Origin of the sequence: Labilibaculum filiforme (genome assembly GCF_002843315.1) — a bacterium.
Classification (GTDB): domain Bacteria; phylum Bacteroidota; class Bacteroidia; order Bacteroidales; family Marinifilaceae; genus Labilibaculum; species Labilibaculum filiforme.
The window spans coordinates 1-19,796 of sequence record NZ_MVDD01000021.1 but is presented as its reverse complement, the minus strand read 5'-3'; the positions used below and the strand labels follow the sequence as shown (position 1 = coordinate 19,796).

General features: G+C 36.2%; 14 protein-coding genes. 7 read left to right on the top strand and 7 right to left on the bottom strand.

What is annotated here, in order from left to right:
- Position 1: 1 nt before the first annotated feature.
- The 4 genes from BZG02_RS18060 to BZG02_RS18045 are packed head-to-tail and all read right to left on the bottom strand — an operon-like array spanning position 2 to position 3,927.
- Complete coding sequence (locus tag BZG02_RS18060; protein ID WP_101263155.1) at positions 2-2,119, bottom strand: penicillin-binding protein; 2,118 nt, start codon at positions 2,117-2,119, stop codon at positions 2-4.
- Positions 2,119-2,499, bottom strand: coding sequence for an FtsL-like putative cell division protein (locus BZG02_RS18055; RefSeq protein WP_101263154.1), 381 nt, complete (start codon positions 2,497-2,499; stop codon positions 2,119-2,121). The genes BZG02_RS18060 and BZG02_RS18055 overlap by 1 nt, the downstream gene beginning before the upstream one ends.
- A 6-nt stretch (positions 2,500-2,505) precedes the next feature.
- A complete protein-coding gene (rsmH, locus tag BZG02_RS18050) occupies positions 2,506-3,408 on the bottom strand; it encodes a 16S rRNA (cytosine(1402)-N(4))-methyltransferase RsmH (protein ID WP_101263153.1) in 903 nt (300 codons plus the stop codon).
- Between the two features lie 57 nt (positions 3,409-3,465).
- Positions 3,466-3,927, bottom strand: coding sequence for a division/cell wall cluster transcriptional repressor MraZ (locus BZG02_RS18045; RefSeq protein ID WP_101263152.1), 462 nt, complete (start codon positions 3,925-3,927; stop codon positions 3,466-3,468).
- Positions 3,928-4,134: 207 nt separating this feature from the next.
- Between BZG02_RS18045 and glsA the strand changes: the two genes are divergently transcribed.
- Positions 4,135-4,971, top strand: a complete 837-nt coding sequence (gene glsA / locus BZG02_RS18040) for a lyso-glycine lipid O-acyltransferase GlsA (RefSeq protein WP_101263151.1) — start codon at positions 4,135-4,137, stop codon at positions 4,969-4,971.
- Positions 4,972-5,126: 155 nt separating this feature from the next.
- Positions 5,127-6,104, top strand: coding sequence for a glycine N(alpha)-acyltransferase GlsB (glsB, locus tag BZG02_RS18035; RefSeq protein ID WP_101263150.1), 978 nt, complete (start codon positions 5,127-5,129; stop codon positions 6,102-6,104).
- Positions 6,105-6,204: 100 nt separating this feature from the next.
- Here the strand turns inward: glsB and BZG02_RS18030 are convergent, their stop codons facing one another.
- The 3 genes from BZG02_RS18030 to BZG02_RS18020 form a co-directional block, all read right to left on the bottom strand.
- Positions 6,205-8,106 carry an amidophosphoribosyltransferase gene (locus BZG02_RS18030; protein ID WP_101263149.1) on the bottom strand — a complete coding sequence of 634 codons (1,902 nt, stop codon included), beginning with the start codon at positions 8,104-8,106 and terminating at the stop codon, positions 6,205-6,207.
- Between the two features lie 22 nt (positions 8,107-8,128).
- Positions 8,129-8,641: a hypothetical protein gene (locus tag BZG02_RS18025; protein ID WP_101263148.1), complete on the bottom strand. Its 513-nt coding sequence runs from the start codon at positions 8,639-8,641 to the stop codon at positions 8,129-8,131.
- A gap of 76 nt (positions 8,642-8,717) precedes the next feature.
- A complete protein-coding gene (locus tag BZG02_RS18020; protein WP_101263147.1) occupies positions 8,718-9,551 on the bottom strand; it encodes a universal stress protein in 834 nt (277 codons plus the stop codon).
- Positions 9,552-9,977: 426 nt separating this feature from the next.
- On the opposite strand from BZG02_RS18020, the gene miaB reads away from it, so the two are divergent.
- From miaB to BZG02_RS17995, 5 genes are all read left to right on the top strand, one after another.
- Positions 9,978-11,309: a tRNA (N6-isopentenyl adenosine(37)-C2)-methylthiotransferase MiaB gene (gene miaB, locus BZG02_RS18015; RefSeq protein ID WP_101263146.1), complete on the top strand. Its 1,332-nt coding sequence runs from the start codon at positions 9,978-9,980 to the stop codon at positions 11,307-11,309.
- Between the two features lie 105 nt (positions 11,310-11,414).
- Positions 11,415-11,933 carry a GNAT family N-acetyltransferase gene (locus tag BZG02_RS18010; protein WP_101263145.1) on the top strand — a complete coding sequence of 173 codons (519 nt, stop codon included), beginning with the start codon at positions 11,415-11,417 and terminating at the stop codon, positions 11,931-11,933.
- A 212-nt stretch (positions 11,934-12,145) separates the two neighbouring features.
- Positions 12,146-15,391, top strand: coding sequence for a S41 family peptidase (locus BZG02_RS18005; RefSeq protein ID WP_101263144.1), 3,246 nt, complete (start codon positions 12,146-12,148; stop codon positions 15,389-15,391).
- Positions 15,392-16,297: 906 nt separating this feature from the next.
- Positions 16,298-18,718, top strand: a complete 2,421-nt coding sequence (locus BZG02_RS18000) for an alpha/beta hydrolase family protein (protein WP_101263143.1) — start codon at positions 16,298-16,300, stop codon at positions 18,716-18,718.
- Positions 18,719-18,835: 117 nt separating this feature from the next.
- Positions 18,836-19,417 carry a HutD/Ves family protein gene (locus tag BZG02_RS17995; protein WP_101263142.1) on the top strand — a complete coding sequence of 194 codons (582 nt, stop codon included), beginning with the start codon at positions 18,836-18,838 and terminating at the stop codon, positions 19,415-19,417.
- Positions 19,418-19,796: the final 379 nt, after the last annotated feature.

The window sequence follows — 19,796 nt, the reverse complement described above, 5'->3', positions numbered from 1 at the left end:
TTTAAGATAAACCTATTCTAATAAAATCGCCCTTTTTAAAATAGGATCCAGGTTCGATTGATTGTTTGGTTACCGTGCCAACGCCTTTCACCATCACCTTAAGTCCTGCATTTTCTAATATATACAAGGCATCCTGAGCTCCCATTCCCTTCACATTCGGGACCATAAACTTCTTAATTGTTCTGTATTTGTATTCAATAATTGAATCTTTTCGGGAAGTCATCACCCAATCCGATTGAATATCTTTATTTGCCACTTCGATATTTAATTCATCAAAAACTATGTCTAAATCCTCCTTAAATCCATTCAATGAAACCGGCACCTTTAGTTCCAAACTTGATTCGTCTGTTTTTATAGGATGCATGGAATAGCTCATAGCATATACTTTATCCGCAATTGTTTTAAAGACTGGACCTGCCACCTGATTTCCATAGAATCCTTTGGTTTTATTTGGCCGGTTAATAACCACAATACAGGAATACATCGGATCATCGGCAGGAAAATATCCCACGAAAGAAGCCTGATATACTTTCACCTTATATCCTTTATTTTTATCTGCAATTTGTGCAGTTCCTGTTTTACCTGCAATCGTATAGTTTGAATTTCGTAGGTTTCGAGCTGTTCCTCGCAAAACAACACCCTCCAACATATTCTTCACATTTTTTAGTGTTTCACCAGAACAGATTCTCGATTTTAAAACTTCTTTATCAAAAGTCCGAATCACGTCACCATGATACTTCAATTCTTTTACGAATCGAGGCTTCATCATTTTTCCATTATTGGCAATTGCATTATAAAAAGTAAGCGTTTGTAAAGGCGTTTGTTCCACAGCATAACCAATAGACATCCAAGGCAAAGAAACTCCCGACCAGGATGGATCATCAGGATATTTAATACTTGGTATTCCTTCTCCCTTTATATCGAGCCCCAAAGGCTCATTCAACCGAAACTCGTAAAGTCGATTAATGAATGATTTTGGCTTGTTCTTATAATGATCGTTTACCAATTTTGAAATTCCCACATTCGAGGATTTTTCAAAAGCATCCTGCACCGTAATTTTTCCAAATCCACCTTCATGCGAATCGCGCATTTTTTCTTTGTAATAACTATACACCCCATTCCCTGTATCCACAGAATCCATCGGTCCAACATACCCATCCTCGAATAAAGCCATTATGGAAGCCAACTTAAAAGTCGAGCCTGGTTCAGTAGCCTCTCCAATAGCGTAATTGTAGTCTTCTTTATAAGATTGAGACTTTTCGTCGAACCCCAAATTAGCAATTGCTTTTATTGCTCCGGTTTTCACTTCCATCAAAACCACCGATCCATGATGTGCATTATACTTTATTAGCTGATGTTCCAAAGCCGATTGCGCCACATCCTGATAATTCACATCAATAGTCGTAATTAGGTCGTTTCCATCCTTCGGCTCTACCATATTTACAGGCAACCATCGACCAGACATTTTTTGAATAATACTAATCCCGTCAACCCCTTTCAAATCACTTTCAAAAGCACCTTCGATACCTACTTTCCCAACTTTTTGATTTTGCTCCCCATCCAACAAATAACCGATTGTTCGGTTAGCCAGATTTAAATGAGGTTGTATACGTCTATTTTCCTGTTCGCAAATCAACCCTCCTTTATTTTGTCCCAAACGAAAAATTGGAAAAGTCTTGATCTTTTTAAGCCCGATATAATTAATTTTATTTCGATGAATTAAAAAATAACGATTTGATTTCGTACGATACTTTGCTTTCCAAAGCATATTTCGATATTCCTTTGGAGACTTATCTTGAAAAAAACGCGACAAACAAAGTGCTAAAGAATCAACATCCGAACGAAAAAGAGAATCGGTTAATCCGGAAGCGCGAAAATCCATACGGAGCTGATAGTAAGGCAATGAACTTGCCAGCAATCGTCCGTCAGCAGCACAAATATCTCCCCGATTGGCCGACACGATTACATCTCGTTGCGTAAGAGACTGGGCTTTACTTCGCCACTTATCTCCTTCGAACAATTGCAAGGCTACTACCCTACCTACAATGAGTATTGCAAAAATAATCACCAAAGTGTAGATCGCCCCAACTCGCCATATGATATCTTTTTTTATCGGCACTATTTCTTCAAATATATTTTAATTGGAGGCTCGGTTGCTTCCATCAAATCAAGCCCCTCGTTTTCTACTCTTTTTACTACTTCCGATTGCTTACTCATATACATCAAAGCAGAGGCTGTTGTAATTGCCTCGAATCTTAACTCTTTAAGCTCTTGCTCTAAGCTTACCATATCGCGATAAACACGTTCGGAACGATACCTGTTACTGATATAAAAAATTCCTAGAACAACCAGAAAAATGATAAAAGGCAATTGATAAACAACTTCGGCTTTCGTTAAAATACTTCCATCAATAAAATCCTTGATCGAACCTGAAGGTGTTTCCTTCAGCTCCTCGCTAGGCTTAATAAAATCGTTATATTTTTTTCGAAACTTAAACATTTCACATTATGCTTTAGGCTGAGCAATTCGAAGTTTTGCACTTCGAGCTCGTCCGTTTAATTCAATTTCTTTTTCGTTTGGAAGAATCACTTTCCGATTCACTGCAACTAACGGAGTTTTTATGTTTCCAAAAAAATCTTTTTCTGCATTTCCTTCAAACTTCCCATCACGAATAAAATTCTTCACCAATCGATCCTCCAAAGAATGGTAGGTTATTACCACCAATCTCCCATCCGGCTTTAATACATCTGCAGACTGCAACAGCATTTCTTTTAAAACATCCATTTCTTGATTCACTTCAATTCGAATGGCTTGAAATACTTGAGCCAAATATTTATGCTCTTTAAACTTAGGTGTACATGGAGCAATTACTTCTTTAAAATGTTGAATGGTAGTAAAAGGTGTTTCCTTTCTTTGGTTATCGATTAATCGCACCAACTTACCCGGATTTTTTACTTCTCCATAAAATTTAAAGATTCGAAACAAATCCTCAACACTATATTCATTCAACAAATCAGCAGCCGTAAAATCTGCATCCTGATTCATTCTCATATCTAAATCACCATCAAAACGAAAAGAAAAACCACGTTCGGCGACATCAAATTCATGAGAAGAAACCCCTAGATCGGCTAAAATTCCATCAACCTTAGGATATCCCAAATACCTCATGAAATTCTTAAAATATCTGAAATTGTGACGAACAAAAATAAACCGGTCATCTTTCGGCACATTTCCTTCAGCATCCACATCCTGATCAAAACCAATTAGCTTACCAGTAGTTAAGTGTTTTAAAATCTCCTTTGAGTGACCTCCGCCACCAAAAGTAAGATCCACATAAATTCCATCTGGCTTTATATCCAACCCTTCAATACTCTCTCCTAATAAAACTGGAATATGATACGTACTCATTTTTTTATCTTTTAATTGAAACACAAAGGAACAACACTAAACACTTATAATCAACGATTATTCATCATTTGAATCACCTCCCAAAATCTCAGCAGCTAAATCGCCAAATCCATCCTGCCCAAGAGCTGATTTCTCATAAGTTTCAGTATCCCATATTTCGATTTTCCCATCCTGTCCGGCCAGCGTTACATCCTTCGAAAACGCCGCAAACTCAAAAAATTTCTTAGGAATTAATATCCGTCCGTTTCCATCAATTAATACCTCTGCAGTACCTCTAAAAAACTCGCGCAAAAACCCTGCATGCTTCTTGTTAAAAGGATTCACCTTCGCCCGCACCATTTCGGTTTGCTTCTCCCATTCGGAAATAGAATATAGATCCAAACATTTTTCGTAGAGATTTTTCCTTAGAACACAACGATTCTCAGAACCTCCATTTAGGAGCTTCCGAAAAGCAGCAGGCAGTAAAACACGGCCTTTAGCGTCTAATCGACAAGGATAATCACCTATAAATGTTACCATTGGGAAAATTAATTTACAATTGTAAAATTAGAGAAAAATTTACCCACTTTCAACCACATCCTCCCACTTTTATTGTTTTGTTGATAACTTTTCGCACACAAGCCAACTAATTATCACTCAATTATATTCAGATTGTTGTAAAACTTCGAAAAACAATGCAAGAAAATTGCGATATTTGCTCACCATATTTAATTATTTACGATTTTCATGCAAAAAGAAAACACTCCCGATAGCTATTTAAAAATTAACATAGAGAAGGTTTTTGCGAGCAAAAGCGAAAGAATCTCCAAACTATTGCCTGGTTTTATCATTCGCTACCTTAAAAGAATCATTCATCAGGATGAGCTTAATGATTTTTTATCGAGAAATCATCAAAAACAAGGTATTGAATTTGCGGATAGTGTGTTAGAAGAGCTTCAAATTAAATTTGAAATTAAAGGCCTTGAAAATATCAATAAAGAAGGAAGGTATATCTTCGCATCCAACCATCCACTGGGTGGTCCCGACGGGATTATTCTTATCAGTATTTTTGGCAAGCATTTTCCAAAAATTAGATTCTTAGTGAATGACATCCTTATGAATATCAAAAACTTATCGGATATTTTTGTTCCTATAAATAAACATGGAGGGCAAGCCAAAGAAGCGGCTAAAATAATTGAAGAAGCATACCAATCTCCAGCAACTATGATTACTTTTCCGGCAGGCTTAGTATCGCGAAAACAAAAAGGAAAAATTGAAGATTTGGAATGGAAAAAAAGTTTTATTGCCAAAGCTAAAAAGTACCAACGAGATATTGTTCCAATTCATATTAGCGGAAGAAACTCCAATTTTTTCTATAATCTGGCGAATCTCAGAAAGTTCCTTGGCTTAAAATCTAATTTGGAAATGCTATATTTGCCAAATGAACTTTTTAAGCAAAGAGGAAAAAAATTCACTATTTGTATTGGCAAACCTGTAGCATATCAAACCTTTGACAAAAGCATGTCGTATGACAAGTGGGCTGAAAAAATGAAAAGAGAAACATACGGTTTAGTAGATCAATAAACACCTATCCCTAAAATTCAATATTTTTTATCAAATAATTAGCCCGAATACTATTCATTATTATTGATAATGTGAGTATTTTTGACAATCGAAACTTATTAAAGAAAACCAAAATAATAATTATCCTTTTAAGCAAGGAATCAATACACCGACTGATGAAAGAAATTATTCCCCCTGTATCGCGAGAGGAACTTGAGAAAGAATTGACTGAAGAAAGATTTGTACGCAAAACCAACAAGGGGTCGAATGAAATCTATAGCTTCACTCATCACGACTCTCCAAATTTAATGAAAGAGGTTGGTCGTTTGCGAGAAATTACTTTCCGAAAAGCTGGAGGTGGTACTGGCAAAGAAATTGACATTGATGATTTCGATTTAGACGAAAAACCATATCATCAACTAATTGTTTGGGATCCAAAAGCGAAGGAAATTCTTGGTGGATACCGCTATATTTTATGCAGCGAAGCTCCTCTTGATAAAAATGGAAATGTTTATTTAGCTACTTCTCGATTGTTTAATTTTTCGGAAGAATTTAAAAAAGACTACATGCCTCACATGATCGAATTGGGCCGGTCGTTTGTTCAACCCGAATATCAATCCATTCGAAAAGGTCGTAAAAGCTTATATGCTCTTGATAATTTATGGGATGGCTTAGGTGCTTTAATTGTTGATTATCCTGAAATTAAATATTTCTTTGGTAAGGTTACTATGTATCCAGATTATAATAGAGATGCACGTAATCACATTTTGTATTTCATGAACAAAATGTTTAACGATCCAGACAAATTAGCTACTCCAACTACTCCACTGGAAACCAATATGGACATAGAGCAACTGGACAAGGATTTTTGCAAGGATACTTTTGAAGAGAACTACAAAGTTCTATCGCAAAATGTTCGTAAAAATGGGGAAAATGTTCCTCCGCTTATTAATGCATACATGGGTTTATCGCCAACAATGCGATGCTTTGGAACAGCCGTTAACACTCACTTTGGTGACGTAGAAGAAACAGGAATTATGATTACGATTGCGGATGTATACGATACAAAAGTAGAAAGACACACATCGTCTTATCTTTCCTTACTGCACATTAGATTTCCCAAAACAAAACTGAATATCTTTAAAAAGAAATAATCGCAAAAGCATTCTGAAAAGAATGCTTTTTTACGAAAATTAGTAAACAAAGAAACCCGTCTTTTTCCAAGACGGGTTTTTATTTTCAGTCCAACTTAGTTTAGTAAGCTCTTCTATCGTTTCCTTCGCAGTAATTAATAAAAGAAGTGTTCACGACTTTATTTCCGCCTGGCGTTGGATAATTGCCAGTAAAATACCAATCTCCAGTATTTTCGGGACATGCTACATGAAGGTTTTCAACAGTTTGATAAACAATTTTCACCTCAGCATTCATTACTTCCGGAGTTAACAGCACTGCAATTTTATCCGATACTTCTTCCGGTGTAAATGGCTTATAAATTTCTTTCACAAAGTTAACTACCTCTTCTTTAGGTAAATTTTCCTGCGCCTTACATTTCTTATAAGTCTCATCAATAACACTTTCCATGCCACGCTCTTTCAACATTGCAATTGCAGCATTAAAAGCAATAAATTCGCCCATTCGAGTCATATCAATTCCATAACAATCTGGATATCGAATTTGTGGAGCAGACGAAACAATCACAATTTTTTTAGGATGAAGACGATCTAAAATTCGAAGAATACTTTGTTTTAAAGTAGTCCCTCTTACAATCGAATCATCAATAACAACCAAGTTATCCTCGTAATTCTTTACAATTCCATAGGTAACATCATAAACATGACCTACTAAATCGTCTCGCCCCTCATCATTGGATATGAAAGTTCTCATTTTCACATCCTTAATGGCTATTTTCTCGACTCTAGGCTCCACCGAAATAATCTCCTGAAGTTTTTCCTCTGTCCAGCTTCCATTCAAATCATGAATCTGCTGCTTTTTCTCCTCCATCAAACGCCTGCGAACCCCTTCCATCATTCCATAAAATGCTGTTTCGGCCGTATTAGGAATAAATGAAAATACCGTATTTTTTATATCGTGATCAACCGATTCAAGGATAGCAGGAGTTAATAGTTCTCCCAACTTTTTTCTTTCCTTATAAATATCCTTATCACTTCCGCGAGAAAAATAAATTCTTTCGAACGAACACGACTTTCTTTTTTGAGCTACTCGAACCGGAACCTCAGCAACATCGCCATTTTTACGAACAATAACTGCATTTCCGGGAGCAATTTCTTTTATGGTGTTCGCTCGTACATTTAAAGCTGTTTGAATCACTGGTCGCTCGGAAGCAACAACAACAATTTCATCATCATGATAATAAAACGCTGGGCGAATTCCCCAGGGATCTCTCATTACAAAAGAGTCGCCATGACCAAATAAACCAGCAATAGCGTAACCTCCATCCCAATCTCTACTCGCGCTCGAAAGTACGTGTTGTATATCAATACTTTCCTCAATTCGAGGTGATATTTCTTGATTTGTTAAACCATCATTTTTATACTGACGAAATAACATTTGATTTTCTTCATCTAAATAATGCCCAACTTTTTCCAGAATAGTTACTGTATCGGTATAATTCTTAGGATGCTGTCCTAAGCCTACTAATAAATCGAAAAGTTCATCAACATTCGTCAAGTTAAAATTTCCTGCCAATACTAAATTTCTCGACTTCCAGTTATTTTCTCTCATTACTGGATGAACAAAATCGATACTGTTTCGTCCAAAAGTTCCATATCGAAGATGACCCAAATACAATTCTCCTGCAAATGGTAAATTTTCTTTGGCCCATACAGGATCATTAAATTTCTCAGGATTTTTTGCCTCCGCAGCAGCTAATTCTTTGTATACTCCATCAAAAACATCTTTTATTGGCTGATCACTACATGAACGCTCCCGATGGATGTATTTGAATCCTGGAGGCATATCCAATTTTAACCCAACAGCTCCAGCACCTTCCTGGCCTCTGTTGTGTTGTTTTTCCATCAACAGATAGAGTTTTTGAATCCCATATCTCCACGATCCGTATTTTTCCTGATAGTACTCGAGAGGCTTTAGCAATCGAATCATTGCTATCCCGCACTCGTGCTTTAGTTGGTCACTCATTATTAACTTCTTAAATGGTTATTTAGTTTGCATTCTGTTGTTCGCTCTCATTCTCCAAGATAGGCTCTTCCACCTCTTTCTCGATTGGAATTAAATCCGAAAATAAAATATTCGTCTTTACCGGATAACAATTCGGGAAGAATTTTAAACAAGCCTTATAAAGTTCAATTGATTCTATTTTACTACGAAAATTTCCAACACTCACTCTAAAATCGGGTGCTTTATATACTACATAAGCTCTTTCTTCAGGAAATAATTCTTGAAATTCTTTTTTAATCTTAAACGCTTTTTCCCGATCGGTACTTCGGCCTGAAAAAATCTGAATTCTATATCCAGGAAAACCTGGATCTTTAGAATTAACCATTTTATCGGTATCCAGCAGCTGCTTAATTCGAGCATCTTGAATGATCTTAACCTGCCCCGGAGCATCGTTTTTTAGTTCCCTGCTAAATTTCACATTGTTCTCAAACTGTGCATTTGAGGTAATCCCGAATAGAATAAATATAGATAAGAATACTAATTTTACGTACTGCATTTTTCTTTGTTTATCAACAATTTATGCAACAGAAAACACATCATCTGCGCATCACTAGTTGTTGGATTCATTATTTTTAATCGTTAGGAACAGATAAAATTGGAATTTCGGAACTATTTATCATTTGTTGTGCATAGGATCCAAAAAACATATTAATCGAACTTTCAGCCTGTTCTGTCATAATAGCAATTAAATCGGCATCCACTTCGCGAGCGTAATCCAAGGATGATAAGGTATTATTTTCTCCTTTACGGATACTCTTCACGTAGTTTATATTCCCTTCCTTAAAGTAGTCCTCCGCTTGTCGCATATAATTCTCAATTTTACCAATCACATTAGCATCGGAAGTTTCGTGTACTCCCAAAATATGAATAGTTGCTTTGCATTGAGCTGCTATTTCTGCAACAAATGGGATTTTCTTTCTTGTTTCGGTACTTGCGTCAATTGGCATTACAATTGTGTTCAGTTTCCCTTTGTCAAACTCTTTTTGTACGGTAATAACAGGGCAAGTTGCATTAGTAACCACCTTAACCGCATTACTACCAATAAAAAACTCTTCGAAACCAGAAGCCCCGTAAGCACCCATCAAAATCATAAATGCGTCGCCATACTTTGCCTGATTTACAATTTCACGATAAACACTTCCTGTTCTTATTTTAAAATCAAAAACTCCATTCTTAACACAATAGTCAGCAGAATGAAGTTTAATCAACTTATCAAAATATTCTTGTACAGTATGAATAATTTCATTTTTCAACTCTTCGAAATGAAAAGGAATTTCGAATTTTTCAGACTTTTGAACATGAATCATCCTAAGATGACAATCTAATTTATTGGCCAAATAAATGCCAAACCTCAAGGCTCTAAGAGAATCGCCAGAAAAATCTACCGGAACTAAAATACGTTTCATGATATTAACTTTTACATTAAAACTATATAACCGTAAAGCAAGAACTATTCCTAATTTGAACTATCGGTTATTCAAACAGAATATAAAAGAGCTTATTTTTTCACAAACCCACTATCAATCAACACTTTCCTAAGCCCTTGATTTGTGGGATAAAAATACACAAAAATATTTAGCAACAAACACAATTACCGAGCCAATATTCACTTAAATCCGCTTCTCCAAATTATTTCTAAAAATGCTTTACCCGTTGTATTAAAAGTACGAATTAAACTACAAAAAGACACCACCGTAGCAACCAGAAACTTAAACATTGAATTTCCAATGGAGTACTTTACGCCATACCCATTCTAAATCACCTATCCTTTTCTTGCCATTCAAGACAGATAGTATAACTTTGCACCGAATTTTTAACATGGGAATACAAAAATGAGCAATAAGAACAAAAAATTATTTTTGGAAACTTACGGTTGCCAAATGAATGTTGCAGATAGCGAAGTTGTGGCTTCGATAATGGAACATGATGGTTTTACGATTACAAAAAACCGAGAGGAAGCTGATTTAATTTTAGTAAACACATGCTCGGTACGCGAAAATGCAGAAACCCGAGTTCGAGGAAGAGTGCAAGGCTTTAGTGAAATAAAGAAAAAGAACCCTAAACTTTTGGTTGGCGTAATTGGTTGCATGGCCGAACGACTTGGTGCAAAATTATTTGAGCAGGAAAAAAATGTAAATATTATTGTTGGACCAGATGCTTATATGGACCTCCCTCTTTTAGTGAAAAAAGCTGAAAATGGAGAAAAAGCTATTAATATAGAACTTTCCCTAACCGAAACCTATAAAGATATTTGTCCTACAAGAATCGACGAGACTTCGATATCTGGTTTTGTTTCCATTATGCGAGGATGCAATAATTTTTGCACCTATTGTATTGTTCCCTATACAAGAGGACGTGAACGAAGTCGGAATCCGGAAAGCATATTAAAGGAAGTTAAAGATTTAGAAGAAAAAGGATACAAAGAAGTTACTCTTTTGGGTCAAAATGTAAATTCATTTGCCTTTAAAGATTCTGTTTCGGAGGTTAGTTTTCCCGAACTTTTAGCAATGGTTGCCATTGCAGTACCCAAAATGAGAATCAGATTCGCAACTTCGAATCCAAAAGATATGAGTGATGACACTTTGAATACGATAGCAAAATACGATAATATCTGCAATTTTATTCACCTTCCCGTGCAATCGGGAAGCGATTCGGTGTTGAAAGATATGCGTAGAAAATACACTCAGGAATGGTATAAGGAAAGAATTGAAGCCATTCGCAGAATTATTCCGGGATGTGGAATTTCTTCCGATATTTTTTGTGGATTTCATAATGAAAGTGAAGAAGACTTTCATCAAACCATTGAATTAATGAAATGGGCGAAATTCGATTTAGCATATATGTTTAAATATTCGGAACGCCCGGGAACCTATGCCTATAAACATTTAAAAGACAATATTCCTGAAGATGTAAAACAGAGAAGACTAGAAGAAATGATCGTTTTACAAAATCAGATTTCATTGGAAAACAATCAAACCGATATTGGAAAAGTTTTTGAGGTTTTAGTAGAGGGAATTTCTAAAAAATCAGATCAGGAAGTTTATGGTAGAACCTCACAAAACAAAGTAGTTGTATTTCCAAAAAAAGACTATCACGTTGGCGATTTCGTAAATGTAATTGTTAAGGAATGCACCAAAGCAACACTTGTGGGAGAAGCAATTTAGTTTCAAAACAATATATTATAAAAATCCAACAAGACTGAGATTTTCAGTGACGTTGGATTTTTTTTGGTATTTTTAATCATCAACTTCTACTAGAAACGAACCAGTATGAAAATTCAGATACGACCAGAAAATAAAAATGACTACAAAACAATATCTATGATTAACGACATGGCATTTGGTCAAGAATCGGAAGGATTATTAGTGGAAAAACTTCGTAAAAATAAAAAGTACCTTAAAGATCTTTCTTTAGTTGCTTGTATGGGGAATGAAATTGTTGGTCACATTTTATTTTCTCCAATAGAAATTAAATCAGGAAATAGCAGTTTTAAATCACTGGCTTTAGCACCTATGTCGGTAATTCCAGAACTACAAGGATTAGGAATTGGTTCACAATTAATAGAGAATGGATTGGCAAAAGCAAAAAAAATGGGACACCAATCGGTAATTGTTTTGGGCCACGCTGCCTTTTACACCAAATTCAAATTTACCCCTGCTTCTTTATTCGAAATTACTTGTCCGTTCGAAGTTCCAAACGAAGTTTTTATGGCAATAGAATTAGAAAAGGATGCTCTAAAAAACGTTTCGGGAACTGTTGAATATCCAAAAGAATTCCAGAACCTATAAAACACAATCTCCACCGAAAAATAGTACGAAAACGAACAGTGTTTTGTTCACATCCGAACAATAATAATGAACTGCAAGCCAACACCTTCCGCACAATAACACAATCAATCAACGGCTTATTAGCTTTGGTACAAATTATGAAGGGGGTATCGAATTAATAGTTTTGTTCATGGAGAACCTATGTCCTAATTTTTAACACAATTCGATAAAGTATGATTAAAAAGCTGTTTTTCATCACTACATTCTTAACTGCACTAGCACAAAGTCTTCTTGGCATGGATAGTCCTCAATGGTTGAGGTATCCATCTATCTCTCCCGATGGTCAAACGATCGTTTTTGAATACGATGGCGATTTATTCACCATTTCATCGGAAGGTGGCACCGCCACCGCTATCACAAGTAACCAAGCCTACGATTACCAGCCGGTATGGTCTCCCGACAGTAAAACCATTGCGTTTGCTTCCGATCGATATGGAAATTTTGACCTATTTACAATAGCTGCTAAAGGAGGAACTCCCAATCGAATTACATTTAATTCCAAAGGAGAAGTACCATCTAGTTTTACTCCAGATGGCCAAAACATACTCTTTTCTTCAACAATTAGCGACGATTATAGAAATGCGATGTTTCCATCAGGTGTGCTGCCTGAACTATATAGCGTACCTGCAAAAGGTGGCAAAGTAAGTCAGATACTTACTTCGCCTGCATTAGATGCGAAATATAGCAAAGACATGAAGTACATTTTATATCGCGACAGCAAAGGATATGAGGACCATTGGAGGAAACACCATACTTCGGCAGTTACTCGCGACATTTACCTGTACGACATTGCGAATAAAACACACAAGATGTTCTCTACATTTGAAGGCGAGGATTTATATCCTGTTTTTAATACCTCCAACGATGAGATTTACTACCTAACTGAAAAATCAGGCAGTTTTAATGTTTGGAAAGCTCCTGTAAAAAACAATACGCAACTTACCCAAATCAGTACATTTGAAAAACACCCAGTTCGTTTTTTAAGTATTTCGGACAAGAACAAACTTTGTTATTTCTGGAACGGTGAAATTTACACACAAGAAGAAGGAAAAGCACCAGTAAAATTACAAGTGAAAATTGCTGTTGACAACAAAGAAAATGAAGTTAGCTATGAAAAACTAAGCAGTGGTGCCACTGAAATGAGCGTTTCGCCAAACGGAAAAGAAGTTGCTTTTATAGTACGTGGAGAAGTTTTTGTAACCGCAGTTGATTACGGAACTACAAAACGAATTACCAACACTCCCGAACAAGAACGCTCGGTAAGTTTTAGTCCTGATGGAAAAGCATTACTGTATGCATCGGAAAGAAATGGTAGCTGGAACTTGTATCAAACAAAAATGACAAGAGAAGAGGAAACTCAGTTTGCCAATTCTACTATTTTAAAAGAAGAGGCTGTTTTAGAAACTGAAGCCGAAACCTTTCAACCAAAATATTCGCCAGATGGCAAAGAAGTTGCTTTTTTAGAAGAGCGGGTAATTCTTAAAGTAATTAATCTGGAATCGAAAAAAGTTAGAACCATTTTAGGAAAAGAATGGAACTACTCTTACTCCGACGGAGATCAGCATTACGATTGGTCGCCCGATGGAAAGTGGTTTCTTGTTAATATTTACCCTCACACCATTTTTATGCCAGATGCTGCAATGGTAGATGCACAGGGAAATCAAAAAGTAATTAACCTTACCGAAAGTGGTTATAGCGATTCGGAGGCCAAGTGGTCGTTAAAAGGAAATGCTATGATCTGGTTTACCGACAAACGTGGCTACCGAAGTCATGGAAGTTGGGGTTCACAATCGGATGTTTACGTTCAATTCTTCAACCAAAAAGCGCTTGACGATTTCAAACTTTCGAAAGAAGAAAAAGAAATAAATGAAGCTGCTGAAAAAGCGAAAAAAGAGGACGACAAAGACGCCGACAAAGACAAGAAAAAAGATAAAAAAGACAAAAAGGATGAAAAAGAAGAGGATTTAAACATTGAATTTACCGGAATGGAAGACCGTCAGGTATGTTTAACGATAAACCCTTCGAACCTATCGGATGCAATTTTAACCCCTGATGGAAAAAAATTATTCTACCTAAGTAAATTCGAAGATGGATACGATCTTTGGGTGAACGATTTGGAAGAAAAAGAAACCAAAAAAGTTCTTGATTTAAAAGGTGGCGGTGGCGCAATGCAGTTTGATAAGGATGCAAAAAATCTATTTTTAATGTCGGGAAACAGCATTATTAAAGTAGATGTTGCTACCAATAAACGAAAAGACATTAGCTACACAGCAGAAATGTATTTAGACAAAGCCAAAGAAAGAGAATACCTTTTTGAACACGTTTGGCGTACCATGCTAAGGAAATTTTACGATCCTGAAATGCATCAGCTCGACTGGGAATTTTACAAAAGTGAGTACAAACGATTTTTACCTTACATTAATAACAATCATGATTTTGCAGAAATGCTAAGTGAGTTATTAGGTGAGCTAAATGCTTCGCATACTGGTTCGGGATATCGTTCTGGCTCTAAGAATCCTGACCAAACGGCTGAATTAGGCGCTTTCTTTGATTGGGATTACGATGGCGATGGTTTGCGAATTGCCGAGATTTTAGAAAAAGGACCACTAAATCAGGCCGACTCGAAAATAAAAGCCGGTACTATTATCGAAAAAATAGATGGAATTACAATTCCTAAAAACGAGAGTTACTTTCCGTTATTGAACCACAAGGCAGGCAAAAAAGTACTTTTAGCTCTTTATAATCCTTACACAAAAGAACGATGGGAAGAAACCGTAAAACCTGTTTCGAGCATTAGTACTTTACTATACGAACGTTGGGTGAAAAAGCGCCAAGAAGAATGTGAGCGCTTATCGAACGGAAGAATTGGATATGTTCATGTAAAAGGAATGGATTCGCCAAGTTACCGAAAAGTATACTCTGAAGTATTAGGAAAATATGCAACTTACGAAGCTATTATTGTAGATACAAGATTTAATGGCGGAGGCTGGCTGCACGACGATTTAGCAACATTGCTTAGTGGAGAAGTTTACTCTACCCTTTCGCCACGAGGACAAGATTTTGGAACCGAACCACTTTCGAAATGGAAAAAGCCATCGGCTGTTTTAATTAGCGAAAGTAACTATTCGGATGCTTGTGCATTTCCATATGTGTACCAAACATTAAAACTTGGAAAATTAATTGGAATGCCTGTTCCTGGAACCATGACTGCTGTGTGGTGGGAAACACTTCAAGATCCAAGTCTGTATTTTGGAATGCCAATGGTAGGAGTAAAAGATACCAAAGGAAAATACATCGAAAATCAGCAAATTGAACCCGATATTAAAGTTGCAAATAAGTATGAAGTTGTAACAAAAGGAGACGATCAGCAACTTAAAAAAGGTGTAGAATCTCTTTTAAAAGAAATTGATAACAAATAGTCTGTGTAATCAATAATTCCGCAAGAACACACTTCTTCTATTTGAGGAAGTGTGTTGCGGGAAAACAATTTCCTTTGCAATTAAATTACGAACAACAACAATTAATTTCAAAAATATCCGTAACAAAACGATACAATTTTTGATCTTAATTTGAAATAACTACATACACTGAATAAACTGAATTATTAGGTAGATTAGAACAAAGCTCACCCCTTTATTTAACAACTTAAATACGCTGAATTTTGTTTATATTTCCCTTTTAAAAATTTCAAAAAAAACATTGCAAAGGATATTATAGGGGTCTGTTCGCCTACTTTTATTAGAACCTGAACAGACAATTTTTGCCGAAAACAACACGGAATAGGGGCCGTTGTTTTTTTCGGCTTTTTTGCACCTATACCTCATTAAATTAGAACTTTTGATATTTTTTTCAGCAATCAATTTATAATATTCCCTAATTTATTATTAACTTAATAAACTATTAATTCAAACATCAACAAACACGTAAAAGTTCACCAAAAATAACTGTTTTATTATGAAACACTACCTACAGCTTTCTACACAGAAAGATCCGTATTCGGCAAATTTCATACGATAAAAACTTAAAGTAAAAACATATGAAACGTCCATGTATAAAGCTTTCTACACACAGGGAGATGATTATTCCAGCATGGTAAGTTCCATATGGCAACTAAAAAACAAATTATAATCATATGAAACGTCCATGTATAAAGCTTTCTACACACAGGGAAATGATTATTCCAACATGGTAAGTTCCATATGGCAACTAAAAAACAAATTATAATCATATGAAACGTCCATGTCAAAGGTGTTTTGACACACAGGGAAATGATTATCCCAACATGGTAAGTTCCATATGGCAACTAAAAAACAAATTATAATCATATGAAACAATTAATTTATTTAGTATTACTCCTCGGCATTACAAATGCAAATGCTCAGGAAAACAGTATCTATCAGAAGCCGTCTTCCGAAATTTTAGATTTGGTAGATGTAAAAATTGCCCCATCGGTGCTTATTGATGAAAGTAAAGATTTTATGCTTTTACGATATCGCGATTCGTACAAAACTATTGCTGAACTTTCGGAAGTAGAATTACGTTTGGGAGGTTTGCGAATAAATCCGAAAACTAATATTGGCAGCAGAACCAACTATTACAACGACCTTAAAATTCTTAATTTAAAAGAAACAAATGCAAGTGCCAAAGAGGTATCCGGCTTACCGGAAAATCCGCGTTTAGCGAATTTTAAATGGTCGCCCGATCAGAAAAAAATTGCATTTACCCATACCAACCTAACCGGCGTTGAAGTTTGGGTTTTGGATCTAAAAAAAGCTTCGACAAGAAAATTAACCGATGCCAATGTAAATGCCAATATGGACGATGTTATTAACTGGTTTGAAGACAGTGAATCTATATTGGTGAAAATGATTTCGGAGGACAGAAAAGCACTTATTGATACCGAAAACAGCATACCCACCGGACCAACAATTTCGGTTAATGAAGGCAGTAAGGCTCAAAACAGAACCTATCAGGATTTGTTGAAAAACAAGAATGATGAATACAATTTTGAGCAATTGGCAAAATCGGATCTTTACAAAATATCCCTTAAAGGGGAGAAAGAAAAATGGTTAGGAGCTGCCATGTACGACAATATTAGCTTCTCGCCCGATGGTAGTTATGTAATGCTTACCACTATCGAGAAACCTTTCTCGTACCTAGTACCCTACAACCGTTTTCCTTCAAAAACCACTATTTATTCGAGCAAAGGCCAAATGGTACAAACCGTATTGGAAGTGCCCTTAATTGAAGAATTGCCAAAAGGATTTATGGCAGTAAGAACCGGCAGAAGAGCTTTAAGTTGGCGCGACGACAAGGCTGCATCGCTTATTTACACCGAGGCGCTAGATGGTGGAGATCCTGAAAATGAAGTAGATTTTCGCGATGAAGTTTTTCAATTGGAAGCTCCCTTTAATGGAACACCAAAAAGTATCTTAAAAACAATTAACCGATTGTACACCATTAATTGGGCCAACGAAACTACGGCCATTGCCATGGATTATTGGTGGAATTCGAGAAACCTAAAAGTTTACGTATTTAATCCATCGGATGCTAATCAAACACCCAAAATAATTTCGGATCGTAACTACCAAGATAAATACAATGATCCGGGAAATTTTGTACAGAAAAGAAATAAATACGGCAATTATATTCTTGCGTTAGAAGGCGATAATGCCTTCTTAATTGGCGACGGCTATTCGGAGAAAGGGCAGTATCCTTTTGTTGATCAGTTAAATTTAAATACAGAGAAAACCGAACGTTTGTATCAATCTACCTACGAAGATAAGGTAGAAAACATTCAGGATTTTGACCCTTCCAATAAAAATTTATTAGTTCGAATTGAATCAAAAACAGAATACCCGAACTACTTCTTTAGAAATATAGAAAAGGCTAATTTAAAACAACTTACCAAATTCGAAAATCCTTTTAAAAGTATTCAAAACGTGCACAAAGAGGTTTTGAACTACAAGCGAGAAGATGGCTTGGAACTATCTGGAACCTTGTATCTTCCTGTAGGATATGATGTAACGAAGAAGGAAAAAATGCCAATGATTTTGTGGGCTTATCCCGAGGAATTTAAGGACAAAGCAAGTGCTTCGCAAAACACTCAAAATCCAAATGAGTTTACCTATCCTTACTGGGCATCGCCAATTTACTGGGTTACCAAAGGCTATGTTGTTTTAGACGATGCCTCGTTTCCTATTGTTGGAGAAGGCGATACAGAACCAAACGACTCCTTTCGCAAGCAACTAGTTTCGAATGCAAAAGCTGCAATTGATGCTGTGGATGCTTTGGGATATATTGATAGAAATAAAGTTGCCGTTGGCGGACATAGTTACGGTGCTTTTATGGTGGCCAATCTGCTAAGTCATTCCGATTTATTTGCCGCAGGAATCGCACGAAGTGGTGCCTACAACAGAACGCTTACCCCATTTGGCTTTCAGAGTGAAGAGCGCTCGTATTGGGATAGTCCTGAAGTGTACTACAAAATGTCGCCATTTATGCATGCCGACAAAATGAAAACTCCTTTGCTCTTAATTCACGGTGAGGCCGACAACAATTCGGGTACTTACCCAATGCAAAGCGAACGATATTTTAATGCACTAAAAGGCTTGGGAGCTAATGTTCGATTGGTAATATTCCCCAAAGAAAGTCATAGCTACAGAGCCAAAGAGAGTATTCTACACATGTTGTGGGAACAAGACCAGTGGTTGGAAAAATACGTGAAAAACCGAAAAGCAGAATAAGCTTATCGCGATAAAATAAAAAGGGAGTCCATTTTTAGAATGGATTCCCTTTTCTTTTTTAGAAAAAATCTCATTTGTCTTTTGTAATTTTGATTTACAAACACAACAAAGCATGCTATGAATATCGAAATACTACGTGCAGATGCATTCCAAACCATTAATTGGGCAGGCGGAACCAGCACCCAATTGTTTATTTACCCGCCAACATCCACTTATCAGCAAAGAGATTTTACATTTAGATTAAGCACCGCTACGGTAGAAATTGAAAAATCGGATTTCACTTCCCTACCAGGGGTATCTAGAAAACTAATGATTTTAGAGGGTGCAATAGAAATTATTCACGAAAATAAATACCGCAAAAAACTTAATAAATTCAATACCGACAGCTTTGAAGGCGACTGGAACACCTCATCGGTTGGGAAATGTATTGACTTTAATTTAATGACAAGAGGAAATGCAAAAGGAGAATTATCGGCTCTTACTCTGGAAAAAAATCAGACTGTGCCTCTTCCTTTTAAAAAAGAAACGGACTTCCTGATTTTATCTGTTTTTTCGGGAGAAATTGAACTAAACACCAAAGAAGAAAGACAAATAGTAAAACAAGGTAGCTTATGCGTGATTACTCAATTGGATAGCGCAAAGCTTGAGATCAAAGGAATTACGAATAGTGAGGTGATCCTATCGGAAATCGCGAATTAAATAGTATCTACATGCATTTAAACTCTGACGGGTCTAAAGACTCCGTCAGGTTCAAACCAAAGCAGGCGAAAACCCTTCAACCCCGACAACTATCGAGAGTCGAAGGACCTGATAAATTTGTATTAAAAATACAAACTCACCTGAAATACCTTTCACATCTTTTCAACGCCTACTCCAAAGTAAATCTGATCTGATGGAATGCTTCAATGATCAGGCTAATTCCAAATTTATTCATCAGCAACATCAGAACAATATAGTACCCTCGTTTTGTTGGACCAAGATTTCTGTTTTCTAAGTTGAATTTAAGCTGCCATATTATAGATTATAAACGGCTTCTTCCTATCGATGCCTTGATGATCTCTGTTATGATATCTATCAA

Excerpts from the sequence above, each read along its gene's own strand:
- BZG02_RS18055 (WP_101263154.1), bottom strand. The coding sequence starts at position 2,499 with ATGTTTAAGTTTCGAAAAAAATATAACGATTTTATTAAGCCTAGCGAG.
- rsmH (WP_101263153.1), bottom strand. The coding sequence starts at position 3,408 with ATGAGTACGTATCATATTCCAGTTTTATTAGGAGAGAGTATTGAAGGG.
- BZG02_RS18045 (WP_101263152.1), bottom strand. The coding sequence starts at position 3,927 with ATGGTAACATTTATAGGTGATTATCCTTGTCGATTAGACGCTAAAGGC.
- glsA (WP_101263151.1), top strand. The coding sequence starts at position 4,135 with ATGCAAAAAGAAAACACTCCCGATAGCTATTTAAAAATTAACATAGAG.
- glsB (WP_101263150.1), top strand. The coding sequence starts at position 5,127 with ATGAAAGAAATTATTCCCCCTGTATCGCGAGAGGAACTTGAGAAAGAA.
- BZG02_RS18030 (WP_101263149.1), bottom strand. The coding sequence starts at position 8,106 with ATGAGTGACCAACTAAAGCACGAGTGCGGGATAGCAATGATTCGATTG.
- BZG02_RS18025 (WP_101263148.1), bottom strand. The coding sequence starts at position 8,641 with ATGCAGTACGTAAAATTAGTATTCTTATCTATATTTATTCTATTCGGG.
- BZG02_RS18020 (WP_101263147.1), bottom strand. The coding sequence starts at position 9,551 with ATGAAACGTATTTTAGTTCCGGTAGATTTTTCTGGCGATTCTCTTAGA.
- miaB (WP_101263146.1), top strand. The coding sequence starts at position 9,978 with ATGAGCAATAAGAACAAAAAATTATTTTTGGAAACTTACGGTTGCCAA.
- BZG02_RS18010 (WP_101263145.1), top strand. The coding sequence starts at position 11,415 with ATGAAAATTCAGATACGACCAGAAAATAAAAATGACTACAAAACAATA.
- BZG02_RS18005 (WP_101263144.1), top strand. The coding sequence starts at position 12,146 with ATGATTAAAAAGCTGTTTTTCATCACTACATTCTTAACTGCACTAGCA.
- BZG02_RS18000 (WP_101263143.1), top strand. The coding sequence starts at position 16,298 with ATGAAACAATTAATTTATTTAGTATTACTCCTCGGCATTACAAATGCA.
- BZG02_RS17995 (WP_101263142.1), top strand. The coding sequence starts at position 18,836 with ATGAATATCGAAATACTACGTGCAGATGCATTCCAAACCATTAATTGG.